Source organism: Stenotrophomonas sp. SXG-1 (genome assembly GCF_014083965.1).
Classification (GTDB): Bacteria; Pseudomonadota; Gammaproteobacteria; order Xanthomonadales; family Xanthomonadaceae; genus Stenotrophomonas; species Stenotrophomonas geniculata.
In genome coordinates this window covers 527,621-546,473 of the sequence record NZ_CP046588.1, presented here as the reverse complement: position 1 = coordinate 546,473, position 18,853 = coordinate 527,621, and the positions used below count along the sequence as shown (strand labels likewise).

13 protein-coding genes are annotated in these 18,853 nt (G+C 67.1%); 6 read left to right on the top strand and 7 right to left on the bottom strand.

Going from position 1 to position 18,853, the window contains the following annotated elements:
• Window positions 1–129: 129 nt before the first annotated feature.
• Complete coding sequence (locus GOC52_RS02470) at window positions 130–1,014, bottom strand: OmpA family protein (protein WP_010480632.1); 885 nt, start codon at window positions 1,012–1,014, stop codon at window positions 130–132.
• A complete protein-coding gene (locus tag GOC52_RS02465; protein WP_010480631.1) occupies window positions 1,011–1,376 on the bottom strand; it encodes a DUF4398 domain-containing protein in 366 nt (121 codons plus the stop codon). The genes GOC52_RS02470 and GOC52_RS02465 overlap by 4 nt, the downstream gene beginning before the upstream one ends.
• Window positions 1,377–1,497: 121 nt before the next feature.
• Between GOC52_RS02465 and GOC52_RS02460 the strand changes: the two genes are divergently transcribed.
• From GOC52_RS02460 to GOC52_RS02450, 3 genes are all read left to right on the top strand, one after another.
• Window positions 1,498–2,625, top strand: coding sequence for a PilT/PilU family type 4a pilus ATPase (locus GOC52_RS02460; RefSeq protein WP_014645840.1), 1,128 nt, complete (start codon window positions 1,498–1,500; stop codon window positions 2,623–2,625).
• A 128-nt stretch (window positions 2,626–2,753) separates the two neighbouring features.
• Window positions 2,754–4,037: a putative DNA modification/repair radical SAM protein gene (locus tag GOC52_RS02455; RefSeq protein ID WP_191850603.1), complete on the top strand. Its 1,284-nt coding sequence runs from the start codon at window positions 2,754–2,756 to the stop codon at window positions 4,035–4,037.
• Window positions 4,018–5,514 carry a UdgX family uracil-DNA binding protein gene (locus GOC52_RS02450; protein WP_191850601.1) on the top strand — a complete coding sequence of 499 codons (1,497 nt, stop codon included), beginning with the start codon at window positions 4,018–4,020 and terminating at the stop codon, window positions 5,512–5,514. The genes GOC52_RS02455 and GOC52_RS02450 overlap by 20 nt, the downstream gene beginning before the upstream one ends.
• Window positions 5,515–5,547: 33 nt before the next feature.
• Here GOC52_RS02450 and maiA read toward each other — a convergent pair whose 3' ends face one another.
• On the bottom strand, window positions 5,548–6,231 hold the full coding sequence (maiA, locus tag GOC52_RS02445; protein WP_071306564.1) for a maleylacetoacetate isomerase: 684 nt from the start codon (window positions 6,229–6,231) through the stop codon (window positions 5,548–5,550).
• Window positions 6,232–6,245: 14 nt separating this feature from the next.
• Entirely contained in the window at window positions 6,246–7,235 is a 990-nt protein-coding gene (locus tag GOC52_RS02440; RefSeq protein ID WP_043398812.1) for a fumarylacetoacetate hydrolase family protein, read from the bottom strand.
• 869 nt (window positions 7,236–8,104) lie between these two features.
• Here GOC52_RS02440 and GOC52_RS02435 point away from each other — a divergent pair.
• Window positions 8,105–9,517 carry a DEAD/DEAH box helicase gene (locus tag GOC52_RS02435; RefSeq protein ID WP_049410488.1) on the top strand — a complete coding sequence of 471 codons (1,413 nt, stop codon included), beginning with the start codon at window positions 8,105–8,107 and terminating at the stop codon, window positions 9,515–9,517.
• A 549-nt stretch (window positions 9,518–10,066) separates the two neighbouring features.
• On the opposite strand, the gene GOC52_RS02430 is transcribed toward GOC52_RS02435, so the two are convergent.
• The gene (locus GOC52_RS02430; protein ID WP_191850599.1) at window positions 10,067–12,661 is read right to left on the bottom strand and encodes a M14 family zinc carboxypeptidase; all 2,595 of its coding nucleotides are present in this window, start codon (window positions 12,659–12,661) and stop codon (window positions 10,067–10,069) included.
• Window positions 12,662–12,735: 74 nt separating this feature from the next.
• Window positions 12,736–15,375: a TonB-dependent receptor gene (locus tag GOC52_RS02425; protein WP_099560182.1), complete on the bottom strand. Its 2,640-nt coding sequence runs from the start codon at window positions 15,373–15,375 to the stop codon at window positions 12,736–12,738.
• 191 nt (window positions 15,376–15,566) lie between these two features.
• On the opposite strand from GOC52_RS02425, the gene queD reads away from it, so the two are divergent.
• Both queD and GOC52_RS02415 read left to right on the top strand, forming a co-directional pair.
• Entirely contained in the window at window positions 15,567–15,929 is a 363-nt protein-coding gene (gene queD / locus GOC52_RS02420; RefSeq protein ID WP_057503810.1) for a 6-carboxytetrahydropterin synthase QueD, read from the top strand.
• 116 nt (window positions 15,930–16,045) lie between these two features.
• The gene (locus GOC52_RS02415) at window positions 16,046–16,393 is read left to right on the top strand and encodes a phasin family protein (protein ID WP_019338007.1); all 348 of its coding nucleotides are present in this window, start codon (window positions 16,046–16,048) and stop codon (window positions 16,391–16,393) included.
• A gap of 460 nt (window positions 16,394–16,853) precedes the next feature.
• On the opposite strand, the gene asnB is transcribed toward GOC52_RS02415, so the two are convergent.
• A complete protein-coding gene (gene asnB / locus GOC52_RS02410) occupies window positions 16,854–18,755 on the bottom strand; it encodes an asparagine synthase (glutamine-hydrolyzing) (RefSeq protein WP_099560184.1) in 1,902 nt (633 codons plus the stop codon).
• Window positions 18,756–18,853: the final 98 nt, after the last annotated feature.

Genomic DNA, 18,853 nt, shown 5'->3' with positions numbered 1-18,853 from the left:
TCCCGGACGATTGACCCTACGCCTGCTCAAGGCGGGGAACAAGACCCCTGCGGCAAAAAGACCGAACCCCGCCGGGGCGGGGTTCAGGCTGAATGCTCATCGCAACGAAAAACAAACAATATCAAGCAATTACGGGGCGATGATGACCTCGGCCGAACGCGCCTGGGTGGAGGCCGCCTTCTTGCCAGCGAGCTGGATCCGGTTGCTGGCGACACCGGCCGCGACCAGGGCATCGCGCAGCGCTTCGGCACGCTTCTGGCCCACGCCGTTCGCGTTGTCGTAGGCCTCGATGCGCAGGCGGCCCTTCTTGCCGATGTTCAGGTATTCGGCCAGTGCCTTGGCCTGGTTGCGGGCCCCGCCGGACAGGCTGGAGGCGCCGGCGGTGAACGCGTCACCACGGAAGGTGAAGACTTCGCCGCGACCATCGAACTTCGAGGCCGGCAGTTTCTGACCGGACACCAGCTCGGCTTCCTCGCGGGCCAGCTTGGCGGCGTTCTGCTGGGCAGCGCTGAGGCGCTGCTGCTGCTTGCCGGCCACGCTGGTCAGGGCGTTCTCGGCGTCCTGGCGGGCCAGGGTTTCGGCCTCGGCGGCCTGGCGCAGGCGCTCGGCCTCCTCCGCCTGCATCTGCGCCTGCATGCGCAGCTGCTCGGCTTCCTGGCGGGCGCGGGCGGCGTCGCGGCGGCTGGCCTCGATCAGCAGGTCGCTGCGGGTCCGCTCCAGGCGGTCGACCTCGCGCGCGGCCAGTGCGGTACGCACGGCGGTCTCGGCAATCTCCACCCGGCGCTCAGCCAGGTAGGTGGCCAGCTCCTGGTCGCGGCGCTTGGCCTTGTCCAGGGTGGCGATGGCCTGCTGGGCCTGCATGCGCTCGAAGGCGCCCAGCTCAGCGGTGTCGGGATTGGCCTGGATGGCCATCAGGCGCTGGCTCAGCTGCGCCACCATCGGGTTGTCGGCGGCCACGGCCAGGGGCGGCAGCGCCAGCAGCGCGGCCAGGGTTGCGGCAGTCATCGGCTTCACCGGCGGTCCTCCCCGGTCGACAGCTGGCGTTGCAGCTGGTTGACCTCGTTGCGGCGCAGCTGCAGCTGGGCAGTCACGGTGGCTTCCTCGCTGCGGACGCGGGCCAGGTCGGCATCGGCGGCGGCGCGCAGGGCGATCGCCGGGGCGTTCTTGCGCTCGCGGCGGTCGCCGGCAGCACGCTGGGCCTGCTCCAGCCCCTGCCGGGCCAGCCCGATCAGGTCCGGGGCGTACTGGTCGGCGTCGGCCTGGGTGGCCTTGTCGACCGCCTGCCGGGCCTGGGCCAGTTCCAGTGCGCCGTCCTGCGCCCAGGCGGGGGCAGACAGTGCGAATGCAAACGCCATCACATACAGGCCATGGCGCATTCGTGCGAAGCTAAGTCGTTTCATTGGGGAGGCCGTACCGGTTGTCGGTTCACGGCCATTGTCGTCAAGCCGACACCGTGCTGGCAACGGGCGTCGGCCGTTTCGTTGGGGAAAATTCGCAATGGATATCGGCTACTTCCTGAAGCTGATGACCGAAAAGAACGCTTCGGACATGTTCCTGACCACCGGAGCACCGGTCTACATCAAGATCGAGGGGAAGCTTTATCCGCTGGGCAACACCGGCCTGCCGCCGGGCATGGTCAAGAAGATCGCCTACTCGCTGATGGACGAAGGCCAGGTGCCGCAGTTCGAGCGCGAGCTGGAGCTCAACATGGCCATCGCCCTGCCCGATGCCGGGCGCTTCCGCGTCAACGTGTTCAAGCAGCGGGGCGAGGTCGGCATGGTCATCCGCGCCATCCGCAGCCGCATCCCGAGCATCGAGGAGCTGAACCTGCCGCAGGTGCTGAAGGACGTCATCATGACCCCGCGCGGGCTGGTGCTGGTGGTGGGGTCCACCGGTTCCGGCAAGTCCACCTCGCTGGCGTCGATGATCGACCACCGCAACAGCACCACCACCGGTCACATCCTCACCATCGAGGACCCGATCGAGTACCTGCACAAGCACAAGATGTCGATCGTCAACCAGCGCGAGGTCGGGCTGGACACCCATGCCTTCCACAACGCGCTGAAGAACGCGATGCGTGAAGCGCCGGACGTGATCCTGATCGGCGAGATCCTGGATGCGGAAACGATGGAGGCCGCCATCGCTTTCGCCGAGACCGGCCACCTGTGCCTGGCCACCCTGCACTCCAACAACGCCGACCAGACCATCGAGCGCATCCTCAACTTCTTCCCGGAAAGCGCGCACAAGAACGTGCTGATGAACCTCGCGCTGAACCTGCGTGCAGTGATCAGCCAGCGCCTGGTGAAGAACAAGGAAGGCCGTCGCCTGCCTGCCACCGAGGTGCTGATCAACACGCCGATGATCCGCGACCTGCTGCGCCGCGGCCAGGTGCACGAGATCAAGGCGGCGATGGAAGGCTCGCTGGAAGAAGGCATGGAGAGCTTCGACCAGTGCCTGTTCCGGCTGGCCAAGGCCGGCATCATCGAGCAGGAGGAGGCCCTACGCGCGGCCGACTCGCGCGATGGCCTGGCCCTGAAGTTCCGCCTGTCCGAAGGCAGCAGTGGCGAGCACGACCCGTACGCCGATTTCTCGGCGGGCGCGCCGAGCATCACCCACGGGTTCTGACCTGGAAAAGGGGACGGAGGGGATTAAGTCGTTTATGGCACAAACGACTTAATCCCCTCCGTCCCCTTTTTCTGAAGGGTTCAGGGGCGGTCTCATCCAATGAGACCGCCGATCCGTAGGTTTCCGCAATGGAAACCATCCGCAAGCTTGCCATCCTGGCTGACGCCGCCAAATACGATGCCTCCTGCGCCTCCAGCGGCTCGGGCAAGCGCGACTCACGCGCCAGCGGCGGCATCGGCAGCACCGAAGGCATGGGCATCTGCCACAGCTATACGCCGGATGGCCGTTGCGTTTCGTTGCTGAAGATCCTGCTGACCAACTTCTGCGTCTACGACTGCGCGTACTGCGTGAATCGCGTGTCCAGCAATGTGCCCCGCGCGCGCTTCAGCGTGGACGAGGTGGTCGCGCTGACGCTGGACTTCTACAAGCGCAACTACATCGAGGGCCTGTTCCTTTCCAGCGGCATCATCCGCAATGCGGACTACACCATGGAGCAGATGGTGGAAGTAGCGCGGCAACTGCGCGAGGAACACCGCTACGCCGGTTACATCCACCTCAAGACCATTCCCGAAGCGTCGCCGGAACTGCTGGCCAGCGCCGGGCGTTACGCCGACCGGCTGTCGATCAACGTGGAGCTGCCCACCGAAGCCGGGCTGAGCGCGCTGGCACCGGAGAAGACCGTACAGTCCATCCGCGGTGCGATGGGCGAGCTGCGCTGGCGCATCGAGGAAGCGAAGGAAGCGCGCAAGGTGCCAGCGGTGGTCGCGCCGGTGTCCACCCGCAGCGCACGCCCGCGCCCTCCCCGTTTCGCACCCGCCGGACAGAGCACGCAGATGATCGTCGGCGCGGACGGGGCCAACGACCAGCAGATCCTGGCAAGCGCCGACAGCCTGTACGGCAACTACCGCATGCGCCGGGTGTACTACTCCGCCTTCAGCCCGATTCCGGATGCCAGCCGCCAGCTGCCGCTGCAGCCGCCGCCCCTGCAGCGCGAGCACCGCCTGTACCAGGCCGACTGGCTGCTGCGCTTCTACGGCTATGGCGTGGATGAAATCACCGATACCACCCAGGCCGGCATGCTCGATCTGGACATCGACCCGAAGATGGCCTGGGCGATCCGCCACCCAGAACGCTTCCCCGTGGATCTCAACCGCGCGCCGAAGGAAATGCTGCTGCGCGTACCCGGGCTGGGCGTGCGCAATGTGAAGCGGGTGCTGATGGCGCGCCGCCACGGTCGCCTGCGGGTTGCCGATGTGGCACGCCTGAAGGCGCCGATGAGCAAACTGCTGCCATTCGTGCTGCTGGCCGACCACCACCCGCGCAGGGCGCTGGACGATCCGGCGGCGCTGCGCGCCCAATTGGCCCCACCGCCCCGTCAGGGATCGCTGTTCGATGCCCCACCGTCAGCCTGACGCACAGCGCTGGTCGCTGCGGGTGGACCCGCCGTGGTCGCTGGAGGCCTGGCGCAACGGTGCCCGCGAAGCCCTGTTGCGCGGCATCGCACCGGACCAGCTCGACTGGCTGGAGGGCAGCGACGCATCACTGCTGGCTGCGCCGGCGGTCAGCTCCGCGCCCGTGCTGGCCGATGCCGGCGTGCCGAACGTACCGCGCGACTTCCTTGAACTGGCGGCCACCTGCCTGTGCCACCGCGATATGCAGCGCATGGCCCTGTTGTACCGGCTGCTGTGGCGCATCACCCATGGCGAGCGCTCGGTGCTGTCGAATCCCGCCGATGCCGACGTGCTGCGCGCAACCGCGCTCGCCCAGGCCGTTCGCCGCGATACCCACAAGATGAAGGCGTTCGTGCGCTTCCGCGAGGTGCCCGGCCAGCCCGAGGCGTTCATCGCGTGGTTCGAGCCACAGCACCACATCGTCGATCGGGTGGCGCCGTTTTTCGCGCGCCGCTTCACCGGCATGCACTGGGCCATCCTGACGCCGTCACGCAGCGTGGCATGGGATGGACAAGCGCTGGCCTTCGGCCCCGGCGCACGGCGCGAGGACGCCCCGGCAGAGGATGCACGGGAGGCGCTGTGGCAGACCTATTACGCCAGCATCTTCAATCCGGCGCGGCTCAATACCCGGATGATGATGCAGGAGATGCCGGCCAAGTACTGGCGCCACCTGCCCGAGGCGCAGCTGCTGCCGCGCCTGGTGCGCGATGCGGGCGATCGCGTGCAGGAAATGCATGACCGGCCCGCGCAGGCACCGCAACGGAAGATACCTGCGCGGGCGCTGGCGCCAATGCCCGCCGCCGACGCCAAGGGATTGCAGACACTGCGCCAACAGGCGCTGGCGTGCCGCCAGTGCCCGCTGTGGGAAGCGGCCACGCAGGGGGTGTTCGGTGAAGGCCCGGCCGATGCCCCGATCATGGTGGTCGGCGAGCAGCCGGGCGACGTCGAGGATCTGCGCGGCCAGCCATTCGCCGGCCCGGCCGGCCAGCTGCTGGATCGTGCCCTGGCCGAGCTGGGAATCGATCGCGCCACGCTGTACCTGACCAATGCGGTGAAGCACTTCCACCATGAGCGCCGCGGCAAGATCCGGCTGCACAAGCGTCCGGAAAGCCGCCACATCCAGGCCTGCCGGCCATGGCTGATGGGCGAGATCGCGCGGGTGCGGCCGCAGGTCATCGTCTGCCTCGGCGCAACCGCGGCAGCCTCGGTATTTGGCCGTGACTTCGACCTCTCACGCGACCGCGGACGCTGGCACACCCTCGAAGATGGCACGCGCGGCTACGCCACGGTGCACCCGGCGTGGGTGTTGCGGCAGACCGACGATGCACGCCGCGAGGCCGGCTATCGGCTGTTCCGGGAAGACCTTCGGCAGATGTTGCGAGGGGATGGGGCATCCGCCGGGCATGGCCCGGCGCTACCACGGGCCGGGGACCGGTAGCGCCGGGCCGCGCCCGGCGAGCGAAGCGGCCCGTCAGGCGGCGTCGGGCTGGTTTTCCGGGCGGGCGCGGTCGAAGGCGTCCAGCGCCTGGCAGGCCGCTTCGATGCGGCGCAGGGTCGGGTACGGCGTCAGGTCCAGGCCGAAGCGGTGTGCGTTGTAGAGCTGCGGCAGCAGGCAGAGGTCGGCCAGGCCCGGACGATCGCCGTGGCAGAACGTGCCTGTGTCACCGCTGTTGGCCAGCAGCGTTTCCATGGCCTGGAAACCTTCGGCCATCCAGTGCAGGGTCCACTGCGCGCGGACGTCGGCCGGCAACTGCAGGTCGCGCTCCAGGTACTGCATCACCCGCAGGTTGTTGATCGGATGGATATCGCAGGCCACCAGCTGGGCCAGCGCCCGCACCCGCGCGCGGCCGGCGGCGTCGGCCGGCAGCAGCGGTACCTGCGGGAAGCACTCATCCAGGTATTCCACGATCGCCAGTGACTGGGTCAGCACTTGACCGTCATGCAGCAGCGTCGGCACCAGCTGCTGTGGATTGAGCGTGCGATAGGCGTCGAGGTGTTGTTCGCCGCCCTCGCGGACCAGGTGCACAGGCCGGGCCTCCCAGGCCAGGCCCTTCAGCTCCAGGCCGATGCGCACGCGGTAGGCGGCGCTGGATCGCCAGTAGGTGTACAGCACGATGCCGTCGTCGACCGGGCCGTCGTCAACCAGGATCTCCATCGCCGCCTCCATGCTCAGGGCTTGGCCGCCTGTTCGATGCGCTGCTCGATCGCGCCGAAGATGCTGTTGCCCGCGGCATCAAGCATCTCGATGCGGACCACGTCGCCGAAGGACATGAACGGTGTGCTCGGCTTGCCGTCGCGCAGGGTTTCCACCACGCGCTGCTCGGCGAAGCACGATGCACCCTTGCTGGTGTCTTCGTTGGCGATGGTGCCCGAGCCGACGATGGTGCCGGCGCCCAGCGGACGGGTCTTGGCCGCATGCGCGACCAGCTCGGCGAAGTTGAACTGCATGTCCACGCCCGCTTCCGGCGCACCGAACCACTTACCGTTGATGTGGGTCAGCAGCGGCAGGTGCACCTTGCTGTCCTGCCAGGCCGCACCCAGCTCATCCGGGGTGACGAACACCGGCGACAGCGCCGAACGCGGCTTGGACTGCAGGAAGCCGAAGCCTTTGGCCAGCTCGCCCGGGATCAGGTTGCGCAGCGAGACATCGTTGACCAGGCCGACCAGCTGGATATGGCCCGCCGCCTGCTCCGGGGTGGCGGCCATCGGCACGTCGTCGGTGATCACCACGATCTCCGCTTCCAGGTCGATGCCGTAGTCCTCGCTGACCACCTTGACCGCATCGCGCGGGCCGTGGAAGCCGGCACTGGTGGCCTGGTACATCAGCGGATCGGTGTAGAAGCTCTCCGGCACCTCGGCGCCACGGGCACGGCGCACGCGTTCGACGTGCGGCAGGTACGCGCTGCCATCGACGAACTCATAGGCGCGCGGCATCGGCGCGGCCAGTGCCTGCGGGTCAAGGTCGAACACGCCATCGGCGTCGCCGGCGTTGAGCGATTCATACAGGGCGTTCAGGCGCGGCGCGATGTGGCTCCAGTCTTCCAGGGCCTGCTGCAGGGTGGCGGCAATGCCGGTGGCGCGCACGCCGTGGCGCAGGTCGCGCGAGACGACGATCAGGGTGCCGTCGCGGCCGCCTTCCTTCAAAGAACCAAGCTTCATGGGTGGGTGTCCGGAGTCGTGGGCAAACAAGTTTCAAGTGTAATCAAATCTGCGGCGGCGCCAAGCTGCAGCGCGGCATCGGTCCACCCTACCGTAGTGGGGGGTCGGCAGGGCTTGCAGCCCTGCACCTGCGTCAAGCCAGGGCTACGTCAAATGCCAAAGCGGCTCTGGTTTCCTGTGAGTTGGGTGGGGCGGTGTGGGTGGGCAGGACACGCCGTAAACCCGTCCCTGGGGGCTCGATGGCGCCATCCATGGCGCCAACGGTCCTGCCCACCCACACCGCCCCACCCCCGACAATTTCCCGATGACGGATCGAACATCCACATCATTCACCGTCGAGATCCTTCAGACATCGAAATTGATCGAATGAGATCCGACAGATCGCGGAAAACCGTCGAAGGCGGGGTGGGTCCGGCTGCAGGGGCGTGAGCCGCATGGATGCGGCGACCGAGCTTACATGGACGTACTTGCAGCGTCCCCTGCCACCGGACCCACCCCGCCTACCCGCAGGAACCCGGCTTCTGACGTTGCTCTGGCCTTGGCTCGGGCGTCTGCGGGTGCAGGGCGCAGCCCTGCAGAGAGCCCCTTACCTGAACAGGCCTTTTTGCGTGAAGTCTCAAACATCGTTTAGACTTGCGGGGTCTGCAGCGGCCGTCCGTTTCCCTCCGGGATCGCCGGCGACCAGGGTCCGCCCTCTTCGCCCGCCCCCACTCCGACGCCGTTCGTCACGCATTCCAGCCTGCGCTTCGTGCCGGCTGCACCCAATTCTCGCAGCGCGGTTCACGGGAACGCTCCGAGTCAGCCGATCAGTTTGATCTGCCCCCGTCTGTCCGTTTGGACAGGCGTTTCTTGTACTTGGAGCAATCTCAATGTCTTTTGAATCGCTGGGCCTGGCGCCCTTCCTGCTGCGTGCGCTTGCCGAGCAGGGCTACGAAAACCCGACCCCGATCCAGCAGCAGGCGATCCCGCTGGCGCTGGCCGGTCGCGACCTGCTGGCCGGCGCACAGACCGGCACCGGCAAGACCGCCGCCTTCGGCCTGCCGCTGCTGCAGCACCTGGGCACCGCCTCGCAGGAAGTGCGCAGTGGCCCGCGCAAGCCGCGCGCGCTGATCCTGGCCCCGACCCGCGAGCTGGCCACCCAGGTGCACGACAGCCTGCGCGGCTACAGCAAGTACCTGCGCATCCCCAGCGCCTGCATCTACGGCGGCGTCGGCATGGGCAACCAGCTGGACATCCTGCGCCGTGGCGTGGACCTGCTGGTGGCCTGCCCGGGCCGCCTGATCGACCACCTGGAGCGTCGCAGCATCGATCTGTCCGGCATTGAACTGCTGGTGCTGGACGAAGCCGACCGCATGCTCGACATGGGCTTCCTGCCGTCGATCAAGCGCATCCTGGCCAAGCTGCCGAAGCAGAACCGCCAGACCCTGCTGTTCTCGGCCACCTTCGAGGACAACATCCGCCAGCTGGCGCTGGAGTTCATGCGCAACCCGGAACAGATCCAGGTGACGCCGAAGAACACCGTGGCCGAGACCATCACCCACCGCGTGCACCCGGTCGATGGCAGCCGCAAGCGCGACTTGCTGCTGCACCTGCTGGCGCAGGACAGCCGCGAGCAGACCCTGGTCTTCGCACGTACCAAGCACGGCAGCGACAAGCTGGCCACGTTCCTGGAAAAGTCCGGCATCAAGACCGCGGCGATCCATGGCAACAAGAGCCAGGGCCAGCGCCTGCGTGCACTGGGTGACTTCAAGGCCGGTCGCGTGACCGTGCTGGTGGCCACCGACATCGCCGCGCGCGGCATCGACATCAACGAGCTGCCGAAGGTGATCAACTTCGATCTGCCGATGGTGGCCGAGGACTACGTGCACCGCATCGGCCGTACCGGCCGTAACGGTGCCACCGGCCAGGCGATCTCGCTGGTGGCGCAGGACGAAGTGAAGCTGCTGCGTGCGATCACTCGCCTGCTGGGCCGCGACATGGACATCCGCGACGTGCCGGGCTTCGAGCTGCAGACGCCGATCCGCTGGGGCAACAGCGCACCGGGCAAGGCCGAGCACGATACGGGCGAGCGCGCACCGCGCAAGAGCCACGCGCGCCGTCCGCACGGCGATGCGCCGCGCCATGCGCATGCCGGCCCGAAGAAGGCCGGAGGCGGCCGTCGCGAGGGCGGTGGCAATGGCCAGCAGCGTGCCGGTGCCGGCCAGGGCCAGCGCCGTGGCGGTGGTGGCAATGGTGGTGGCCGTGGTCGTGGCCAGGGTGGCGGCGGTGGTCGCGCTGGCTGATCCCAGCTGACATGGAGGGTGCTTCCCGCTGCGCGGGGGGCTATCGAGGGACGGCGCTGACGCGCCGTCCTTTTTTGTTGCTGGCTACCGTGAGTAGAAGCCGGCGGTGTGCTGCGCTGAGGGCGGATGGGCGTGGGGCCAGCGCAAAACACGCCGTAAACCCATCCATGGGGGCTCGGTCGGCGCATCCATGCGCCTCACGGTTTTGCGCTGGCCCCACGCCCATCCGCTTCAAGCATTGCCCGCGCCTTCTTCTCCCGCCGGGTAGCCGGGAGAAGAAAGATCAAATTCAAATTCAAATTCAAAGTCAAAAGCCGAAGCCGCAATTCCTAGCTTTGCCTTTGCCTTTGCCTTTGCTTTTGCCCTTGCTCCCGCCTTGGGGTCTGATGCGTCCGCGCCCGCAGGAAACTGTCATGGGAGGCAGGGGGCCTCAGCCAGGACCGTTGGCGCCAAGGATGGCGCCATCGAGCCCCCATGGATGGGTTCACGGCGTGTCCTGGCTGAGGCCCCCTGCCTCCCAAGCACAACAACGACTCGGCGCCAAACGTCTCAACCCCGCGCTTTACTCGGATTCACCAGATTCCCGAAGAAGATCGCGTTGATCAGCAGCCGGTCCGTCCCGTGCCAGTACTTGCGGTGCGCCGGATCATCGGCAAACAGCACAACGTTACCCTGCCCCTGCGCCGACACCAGCAACCATGCACTGCCCGCCACCCGCGTACGGTTGCGCTCGGACAGGTAACCATTCACCCACGGTGGCGTATCAATGCGCACCACCGTCGAGAACGGATTCGTGCTCGGCTGCAGCGTCACCGTGTTCTCCTTGTTGATCGCCAGCTGCCGGCGCGGCACGCCGAACGCCAGCGGATGGCTGGTATCAACATCGGCACTGAGGATGTTGCCGCTCACCCGCTCGATCGCAGCGATGTCGCGCTGGTCGCCAAACGCGCGGCGGCTTGCATCAGCAGCCTCTTCTTCCTTGCCGAGCTTTTCGCCGTCGGCGAGCTTCTGCTCGATCGCCCACTTCGAGGCACTGCCGTAGGTCACCAGCGAACCACCGGCCTGCACCCAGCGCTTCAGTGCAGCCACTGCCGTGGCATCGACGCCCGTATAGGTACCGCCGGACAACACAATCGTGGTGTAGCGGTCCAGCGGCACCTTGCCCAGCTGCTGCGGATCCAGCTTGCTGGCCGGCAGGTGCAGCTGCTGGTCGAGCAGGAACCAGGCCGAGCCGATCTCGGTGGCGGCCACGCCCTCGCCCATCACCAGTGCCACCGCTGGCTTGCGCAGCGCCTTGACGCCATCACTGCCGAGGTCGATGCCTTCGCGGCTGCGGCCGCTGGACAACGCATGTACGCGTACGCCGGCATCGCGTGCAGCAGCACTCACCGCATCCAGCAGCGCCGCGCCCTGCAGCGGTTGCCCGGCCACCGGAACAACGATGCTGCCAGCGGCGAAATCGGCCTCGCCCTGTGCAGTCGAAGCGGTAAATGGCTGGAACGTTGCGCGTGTGCTCAAACCTTTGGCCTGCAGCACCGCCAGCGCACGCCCGGCGTTGTAGTCGCGCCAGTCGATGACATAGGCGAAGCCGGCCTGGCCACCCAAGACCGCGCCCTGCTCCTCCGGCAGCGCGGCCACGCGGGCGCCACCTTCGATACGACTGCGGCTGCCGGCGAAGGCCACACCGTAGGCCGGTGCGATCGCATAGCTGGTGCTGCCGTAGAACACATCCCCCTTGATCGGCGGCGTTTCGGCAAAGATCGAATGCACCAGGCGGAACTGCGCCTGCTGCACCGGCACCACGTAGGCGCTGCCGGCATCGAAGCGCTGCCCATCGACAGTAACTGCACGATCCAGCGCGCGCACCTCGATGCGATGCAACAGCAACAGCTCCAGCAGGCGACGGGTCAGTGCCGGGTCATGCGCGTCGCCGAACACGAAGCTCTTCACCGGCTGCTGCGCAGCCTGCTTCAACGCGCTCTGGAAGAACTGCTTCTGCAGGTCGAACAGGCCGTTGCGTTCGGTCACCGCGCCGCGCACCGTGCCCAGACCGGTGGCGACCTGGTTGCGGATGGTGAACGGGAAGGTCAGCAGGCCATTCACCGATTCCTGCACGCGACCGCGCGAGCTGGCCTGCTCGACGGTAACGCCGACAGCGCCATGGAAGTCCGGGTAGGTGGAGCCGTACACCGGCGAAAAATTGTCGAAATTCTCGCCGGTGTAGTACAGCGAACCCAAGGCATCCAGCGCCTGCGCGTGGTACGTGGCCAGGGTCTTGTTGAATTCATACGATGCCGCCGGAATCAGCGGGCTGTGCATGCTCTTCGGCGAAGGCTCGAAGTAGTAGGTGCTGTCCTTGCCCATTTCGTGGAAGTCGATCTGCACGTTCGGGTACCACTGGTGGAACACCTCCACCTTCGGCCGCGAGTCCTGCTGGGTCAGGGCCAGCCAGTCGCGGTTAAGATCGGTGAAGTAGTGATTGGTGCGGCCCTGCGGAAACGGCTCGACGTGCTCCTTGTCGGCCGGGTCGGCCGAGGCCGGGTCGGAGGCCCAGGCGTTGTGCCAGTTGGCGGCACGATCACGGCCGTCCGGGTTCTGCGCCGGGTCGTACAGCACCACCGCCTGCTGCAGCCACTGCTGGGTTTCCGCGCTGCGGTTGGCCACCAGGTAGTAAGCGGTCAGCATCGCCGCTTCGGCACTGGACGTCTCATTGCCGTGCACGCTGTAGCCCAGCCATACCACCACCGGGCTGTCACCGGCGGCGCTGCGCGGCTGCGCCGGATCGGCCAGGGTCGCGTGCTGCTGGCGGATCTGCTCCAGCCGCGCATGATTGCCTGCAGCAGTGACGGTGGCGATCAGCAGCGGGCGGCCCTCATAGCTGCGACCGATCTCGCGCACGCTGATTTTGTCGGAACGCTTCGCCAGTTCCTGGAAGTACGCCACCAGCTGGTCGTGCCGGGTGTAACGGCTGCCGATCGGGTAGCCGAGGAACTGCTCCGGCGTGGGCACCGCTGCATCGAACGCCGCTGCGTCGGTGACCTGCGGAAAGAAGTACGCGCTCTGTGCCTGCACCGGCTGCGGCGAGGACAGTGCGGTGGCGGCGGCAAGCAGCAACGGAAGAACGGCACGGCGATGCAAGGACACGGTGACTCCCCTGGAACACAACGGCAGACAGTCGCGCGGCCGGTCCCTTCAGGTGACCGGCCGCGGCGGATGGATCAGAAGCGGTAATCGAAGCCCAGCGTGAAGTAGCGGCCACGCAGGTCGTACTGGCTGAAGTCGTACGGCGCGCGGATGCCCGGGAACGAGGCGTCGTACGGCGGCGTCTTGTCGGCCAGGTTCTGGACTTTTGCGTACACGGTCAGCTTGTCGATGCCGGTGTAGGCCAGGTACAGGTCGTACTGGCTGTAGCTGCCGACGCGCTGCTGCACGGCCTTGGCGGCGGTGCTGGCTTCCTGGCGGTAGCTGCTGGTGTAGTACCAGGTCACGGCGGCGTTGAAATCACCGTACTTCCAGTCCAGCGTGGTGGTGGCCTTGTCCTTGGGCAGGGTCGCGCCCAGGTTGCTGCCGGCGTAATCCACCAGCGGGCCGCCGACCACGGTCGGGCGGCGGTAGTCGCGCACGTGGGTGTAGGCCGAGGACACGGTGAAGTCACCCAGTGCTGCGGTCGGGATGCGCTGGCGCAGCTCGACGTCGATGCCCGAGGTCTTCAGCTCACTCAGGTTCTGGTAGCGGTTGTAGACCGCCTGCAGCTTGCCGCGTTCATCGCGCTGCACCGCGCCGGCCACGTTGTCGTTGACCAGGGTCTGGGTGTTGTTGGTGCCGACCAGGTTGTCCAGCTGGATGCGGTAGTAGTCCACGCTCAGGTTGGTGTTGGCCCACGGCGACAGCACCACGCCGAAGTTCACGCTCCTGGTGCGCTCGGGCTTCAGCGCGTTGTTGCCAACGGTGAAGAAGGTCGGGTTCTGCCGCGAGCCCGGCACGTCCGGATCACGCGGGTCGACCACGCTGCCGTAGGCGATGCTGGTGCTGTTGGAGTTCTCCGACAGCGACGGCGCACGGAAGCCCTTCGAGGCCGATGCACGTACCAGCAGGAAGTCCAGCGGCTGCCAGCGCAGGCCGATCTTCGGCGAGAAGGCATCGCCGAAATCATCGTAATGGTCGGCACGCGCGGCGGCGGACAGCTCCAGCGTCGACGCCAGCGGCACGTTCACTTCGGCATAGGCCGCACTGACCTGGCGCTTGCCGTGCACTTCGGCGATGGCCGGGCGCACCTGCAGGCCGGCATCGATCTGCCATGGGTTGTTGGAATCAAGCTTCTCGCGGCGCCACTCGGCACCGGCAGCGAAGCCGATCTCGCCGGCCCAGGTGTGGCCCAGGCTGCCGGAAATCTTTGCATCGATGCCCTGCAGCTTGGATTCGGCCGGACGCAGCGTGGCGATGTTGATCGAGTCGCGCACCGACTGCGGCGTCGCCGCCGGGTTGAGCAGGTTGTAGCTGCCCGTGGCCAGCGCATCGGCCAGCGCCCAGCGGTTGGCGAAGCCGCCGGACACGCTCTCGCGTTCGCTGCTGCGCGCACCGAATGCAGCCACTTCCCAGTCCCAGTTGGCGGTGGTGCCGCGCAGGCCGAACACGCCGCGATAGGCCGTGGATCGGTTGGTCTTGATGGTGCCGCCAAGGTCGAAGAACGTGTACTCGATCGGGATCGCACGGCCGTACGGGTTGTACGGATTGTTGGCCGGCAGCAGCGACGACACCGGCTCGGCCAGGCCGCTGTTGGCGTTCAGTGCGAAGCGGCCGCTCTCCAGGGTGAAGAACGGGCTGCTGCCGAACCACGCGGCGCTCTTGATCTGGCTGTACAGCACTTCGCCGAAGGCCTCGACGTTGTCGTTCAGGCGGAAGGTGCCGTTGGCATAGGCCTGGTAACGCTTGGTCGAGGGGATCAGCGTGGTGAACGGCGCCTGGTTGAAGCCGCAGGTGTCACCGGACAGGCCATCAATCGGCGCGCTGGCAACGCGGGTGGTGCCGGCCGGGCAGTTGCCGTTGGCGTCGAGCATCGGTACCGACACGCCGTTGACCAAGTAGCGCGCCCCCTTGGCCGACCAGCCGTTCCAGCGGCCACCCGGCTTGTCGGTGTAGATGCCGCTCCTGGTCAGGTTGCGTTCGTCCTGGTCCAGGCGCTCACGGTTGTACCCCTGCAGGCTGAAGAGGATGTTGTAGCCATCGGTGTCGAGATCACCCAGGCCGCCGACGAACTTCAGGTTCTGCTCGTGCAGGCCGCCCTGGTCGGCACCGCCGAAGCTGCCGCCGATCTCGGCGCCTTCGAAGTTCTGCCGGGTGATGATGTTGACCACGCCGGCCACGGCATCGGAGCCGTACACCGCCGAGGCGCCGTCCTTGAGCACTTCGATGCGCTCGACGGCCACCAGCGGCAGCGCGTTGAGATCGACGAAGGTGTCGGACAGGCCGCCGGCCGGGAAGCCATAGTTGGCCAGGCGGCGGCCGTTGAGCAGCACCAGCGTGTTCTTCTGCGACAGGCCGCGCAGGCCGATGCCGGCCGAGCCGGAGGCCCAGCCGTTGTTGGTGGTTTCGTTGCTGGCGTTGCCGGTGTTGGCCGAGATCGAACGCAGCACATCGGCCACGGTGGCCTTGCCGGTCTGTTCCAGCTGCTGGCGGCCGATCACCTGCACCGGGTTGGAGGCTTCGGTATCGGTACGCTTGATGTTGGAGCCGGTGACGCGCACGGCGGCCAGGGTGCTGGCTTCGCCACTGGCGTCGGCGGAGGTTTCGGCGGCGGCAGGCAAAGGCGCGGCCAGAGCGACGGCCAGGGCCGCCACGAGCAGGGTGTGCTTGGGCATGACGATGTGGGGAGGTGGTAAGGACGACGAAGTTCCGCAGTAGTCCATGCCTGGCCGGGGTCCGGCCAATAACATCTCTTCATACGGATATAAGAGAAGCTATCATCTCTTCATCCGGATGGAAAGAGTTACTTCACGAAAGGCCAACATCCGCTCAGGATGGCCGGCCACCTGCGGCGTACAATCGCGCCATGGAAATCTTCAAAGTCTTCATGCTCGAGGCGGCGCACCGCCTCCCCAACGTGCCGCCGGGGCACAAGTGCGCGCGCCTGCACGGCCACTCGTTCCGGGTGGAACTGAAGGTCGAGGGCGAGCCGGGTGCGCAGACCGGCTGGATCATGGACTTCGGCGACGTGAAGGCGGCCTTCCAGCCGATCTACGACCGCCTGGACCATCACTATCTCAATGACATCCCCGGCCTGGAGAATCCGACCAGCGAGAACCTGGCGGTGTGGATCTGGAACGAGCTCAAGCCCAGCCTGCCAGCGCTGAGCGAGATCACCGTGCACGAAACCTGCACGTCGGGCTGCCGCTACCGCGGCCCCGAGACCTGATCAACCCATTGATCTGAAAGGTTTTTCAAAGGCGCCTTGGGCGCCTTTGTTATTTTTGTTGCAATGCGGCATCAAGGGCGTATGCTGCAATGCATCAAGCCACTTCCTGATGCCCCATGGCCGCCGCCTTCAGCGATCGCTTCAGTGATGCCACCCGCCAGCTCGCCGCCGCGGCAACGCGCGCGAACCGGTTGGCGTTGGAGAACGCGGAAAGCATGTTCGGCGTGCAGCTGAAGGTAATGGAGCGCAACCTGACCGCGACCAGCGGTTGGCTGGGCGAACTGGCCCGCAGTGAAGACGCGGCCGGTACGCTCTCCAAGGGCGCGCAACTGTGGCAGGACAACCTGCAGCGGCTGGGTCAGGCCCAGCAGGACATGGTCGGGCTCGGCCTGCAGGCCAGCAAGGCCTGGTCCGAACTGGCACAGGGCTACAACGAATCAACGGCGGACGCGAACAACCACTGACGCGACGCAACGCTCATTGCGTGGGTCCCTCCCCCCACGCAATCCGGACCCGGCAGATCCCTCCCTCTGCCGGGTCTTTTTTTGCCCGTTGTCTGGATTCAAGAGCGCTTCCTCGTCTGGATTTCCTGCGAGCTGATGGGCCCCGTCGGGGCGGGCAGGGGCCTGGGCAAATGTCCCCCGGCGCCGGCCGTTGGCCGTCACCTCCTCCTTTACTTTGCCCAGGCCCCTGCCCGCCCCGACGAGGCTCGGCTTACGGCAGCTAAAGCTCAGTGCTCATGGCAACTTCTCAATGAGGCACCGACGAACTCCGAACGCAGGGCGGAGGCCCTTGCGTACGAAGTAAGGGGGGAGGTGACGGCCAACGGCCGGCGCCGGAGGACATTCGTACGCAAGGGTCTCCGCCCTGCGCCACGCAGAACGAATCCGCCACACGCCACGCAGAACACACCGCAAAGGAACCTCAGCGCCCGCGACCACCGTGCCAGTGCTGGTGCCACGCCTGGAACATCAGCACGTTCCACAGGTGCGTGTGCCACTTGCGCTCGCCGCGCAGGAACGCTTCCCAGATACCGCGCACGCGCGCCGCATCGAAGCAGCCCTGGTTGCGCAGCAGCTGCGGATCCAGCAACGCCTCCGCCCAATCGCGCAGCGGGCCTGCCAACCAACGTGCCATCGGCGGACCGAAACCGCGCTTGGGGCGGTACACCAGCGGCTCGGGCAGGTAGCGTGCCAGCAGGTGCTTGAGAATCCGCTTGTGCTCGCCGTCGTGGTACTTCAGATGCTGCGGCAGGCGCCAGGCCAAGCGCACCACCTCCATGTCCAGCAGCGGCGCACGCGTTTCAACGCCCGCTGCCATGCCGGCACGATCGACCTTGGCGAGAATGCCCTCGGCCAGGTCCATGCGGAAATCCAGCAGCTGGATACGCGCCTCGGCCGGCAGCGCAGTGTCCTGCTGCTGGAAGATCGTGATCGGTTCGCGCGCGCCCAGCACCACCTGCGCCGGCTGGCGCCAGCGGGTGACCCGCTGCAGGTAATGCCCTTCCACATCGTTGGCAGCGACCTCGGCCACCAGCGCACGCCAACCGCCGAGGCGGCCACGCTCCACGTTCATGCGGTTGCCGCTGCGCCGTGCCAGGTCGCGCACCCAGTCCGGCAGGCCACCGCACAGGCGTGCATTGCGCAGCGCGCGGCCATAGCTCGGGTGACCGAAGAACAGCTCATCGCCGCCGTCACCGGTCAGCGCCACCGGCTTGCGCGCACCCAGCAGTTCACTGGCCAGCAGGGTCGGCAGCTGCGAGGCATCAGCGAACGGCTCGCACCAGACCTGCGGCAGCCGCTGCAGCAGGTCCAGGCCCTGCCGCGCATCCATCCGGTGCAGATGATGCTGCACGCCCAGATGGCGCGCGACCTGCGAGGCCCAATCGCTTTCGTCATGGCCGGGATCGTCGAAACCGACCGTCCACGCCTCGATCGGCAAGGTCGATTGGGCCTGCATCATCGCGGTCACCAGCGACGAGTCGGTGCCGCCGGACAGGAACGCGCCACACGCCAATGGCGAATGCATGCGTGCGGCAATGGCCTTCTGCAGTACGGCTTCCAGCTGGTCGGTGGCCTGTTCCAGGCTCGGCGTCGGCTGCAGGGGCTCCTGCAGCGCACGCTGCATCGCATCGCGTGCACACCAGTAGCGCGTCCCCCCTTCCGTCGCCTGGCTGGAACCGCCGGCAGCGTGGTCATCCAGATCGACGCGCAGCATCGCGCCTGCCACCAGCTTGTGGATGCCCCGGTAGATGGTGTGCGGCGCCGGCACATAGTCGTGGCGCAGCAGCAGGCTCAGCGCATCCTGGTCGATGCTCGGCGCGAAGCCGGCGAAGGCCTGCAGCGCCTTCATTTCCGAGGCGAACAGGAACTGGCCCTGGAACCAGCCGTAGTACAGCGGCCGCTCACCGACCGGATCACGCGCCAACCACAACGCGCGCGACTCACGGTCCCATACGCTGAAACCGAAGGCGCCTTCGACACGCGACAGCGCGCGCTCCACGCCCCATTCAACGATCGCCTGCAGCAGCAGCCGGGCATCGCTGCAGCTGCGCGGCAGATCGCGCAGCTGCGCCTGCAGGTCGCCACGGTTGTACAGCCGGCCGTCCAGGCACAGCACGTAACGGCCGCAGTCCGAGCTCAGCGGCTGCAACGGCGTATCGGTGGGTGCCCGGCAGTGGCCCAGCGCGAGGCCGGCCTCGGCGTCGGTCCAGTAGCCGATGCGGCCCCGGCCGCGCTGCTGCAGGGCGCGCAGCATCGGCGCCAGCTGCTGCAGCAGCTGTTCGTCCTCGGCGGCAGGCAGCCAGGCGCCGACCACGCCGCTCATCGGGCACCTCCGCAGCGGCAGCGGCGGGACGGGTTCAGCAGGCAGGGGGCGGCGGGCGACATGGGAACGGCACGCGGAGCGGAGGAGACTCCATGCTC

Bases quoted from the DNA above. Each gene is read 5' to 3' on its own strand.
- queD (WP_057503810.1), top strand. From the start codon at position 15,567: ATGGAAATCTTCAAAGTCTTCATGCTCGAGGCGGCGCACCGCCTCCCC.
- GOC52_RS02460 (WP_014645840.1), top strand. From the start codon at position 1,498: ATGGATATCGGCTACTTCCTGAAGCTGATGACCGAAAAGAACGCTTCG.
- GOC52_RS02440 (WP_043398812.1), bottom strand. From the start codon at position 7,235: ATGAAGCTTGGTTCTTTGAAGGAAGGCGGCCGCGACGGCACCCTGATC.
- GOC52_RS02455 (WP_191850603.1), top strand. From the start codon at position 2,754: ATGGAAACCATCCGCAAGCTTGCCATCCTGGCTGACGCCGCCAAATAC.
- GOC52_RS02415 (WP_019338007.1), top strand. From the start codon at position 16,046: ATGGCCGCCGCCTTCAGCGATCGCTTCAGTGATGCCACCCGCCAGCTC.
- GOC52_RS02425 (WP_099560182.1), bottom strand. From the start codon at position 15,375: ATGCCCAAGCACACCCTGCTCGTGGCGGCCCTGGCCGTCGCTCTGGCC.
- maiA (WP_071306564.1), bottom strand. From the start codon at position 6,231: ATGGAGATCCTGGTTGACGACGGCCCGGTCGACGACGGCATCGTGCTG.
- GOC52_RS02465 (WP_010480631.1), bottom strand. From the start codon at position 1,376: ATGCGCCATGGCCTGTATGTGATGGCGTTTGCATTCGCACTGTCTGCC.
- GOC52_RS02450 (WP_191850601.1), top strand. From the start codon at position 4,018: ATGCCCCACCGTCAGCCTGACGCACAGCGCTGGTCGCTGCGGGTGGAC.
- GOC52_RS02435 (WP_049410488.1), top strand. From the start codon at position 8,105: ATGTCTTTTGAATCGCTGGGCCTGGCGCCCTTCCTGCTGCGTGCGCTT.
- asnB (WP_099560184.1), bottom strand. From the start codon at position 18,755: ATGAGCGGCGTGGTCGGCGCCTGGCTGCCTGCCGCCGAGGACGAACAG.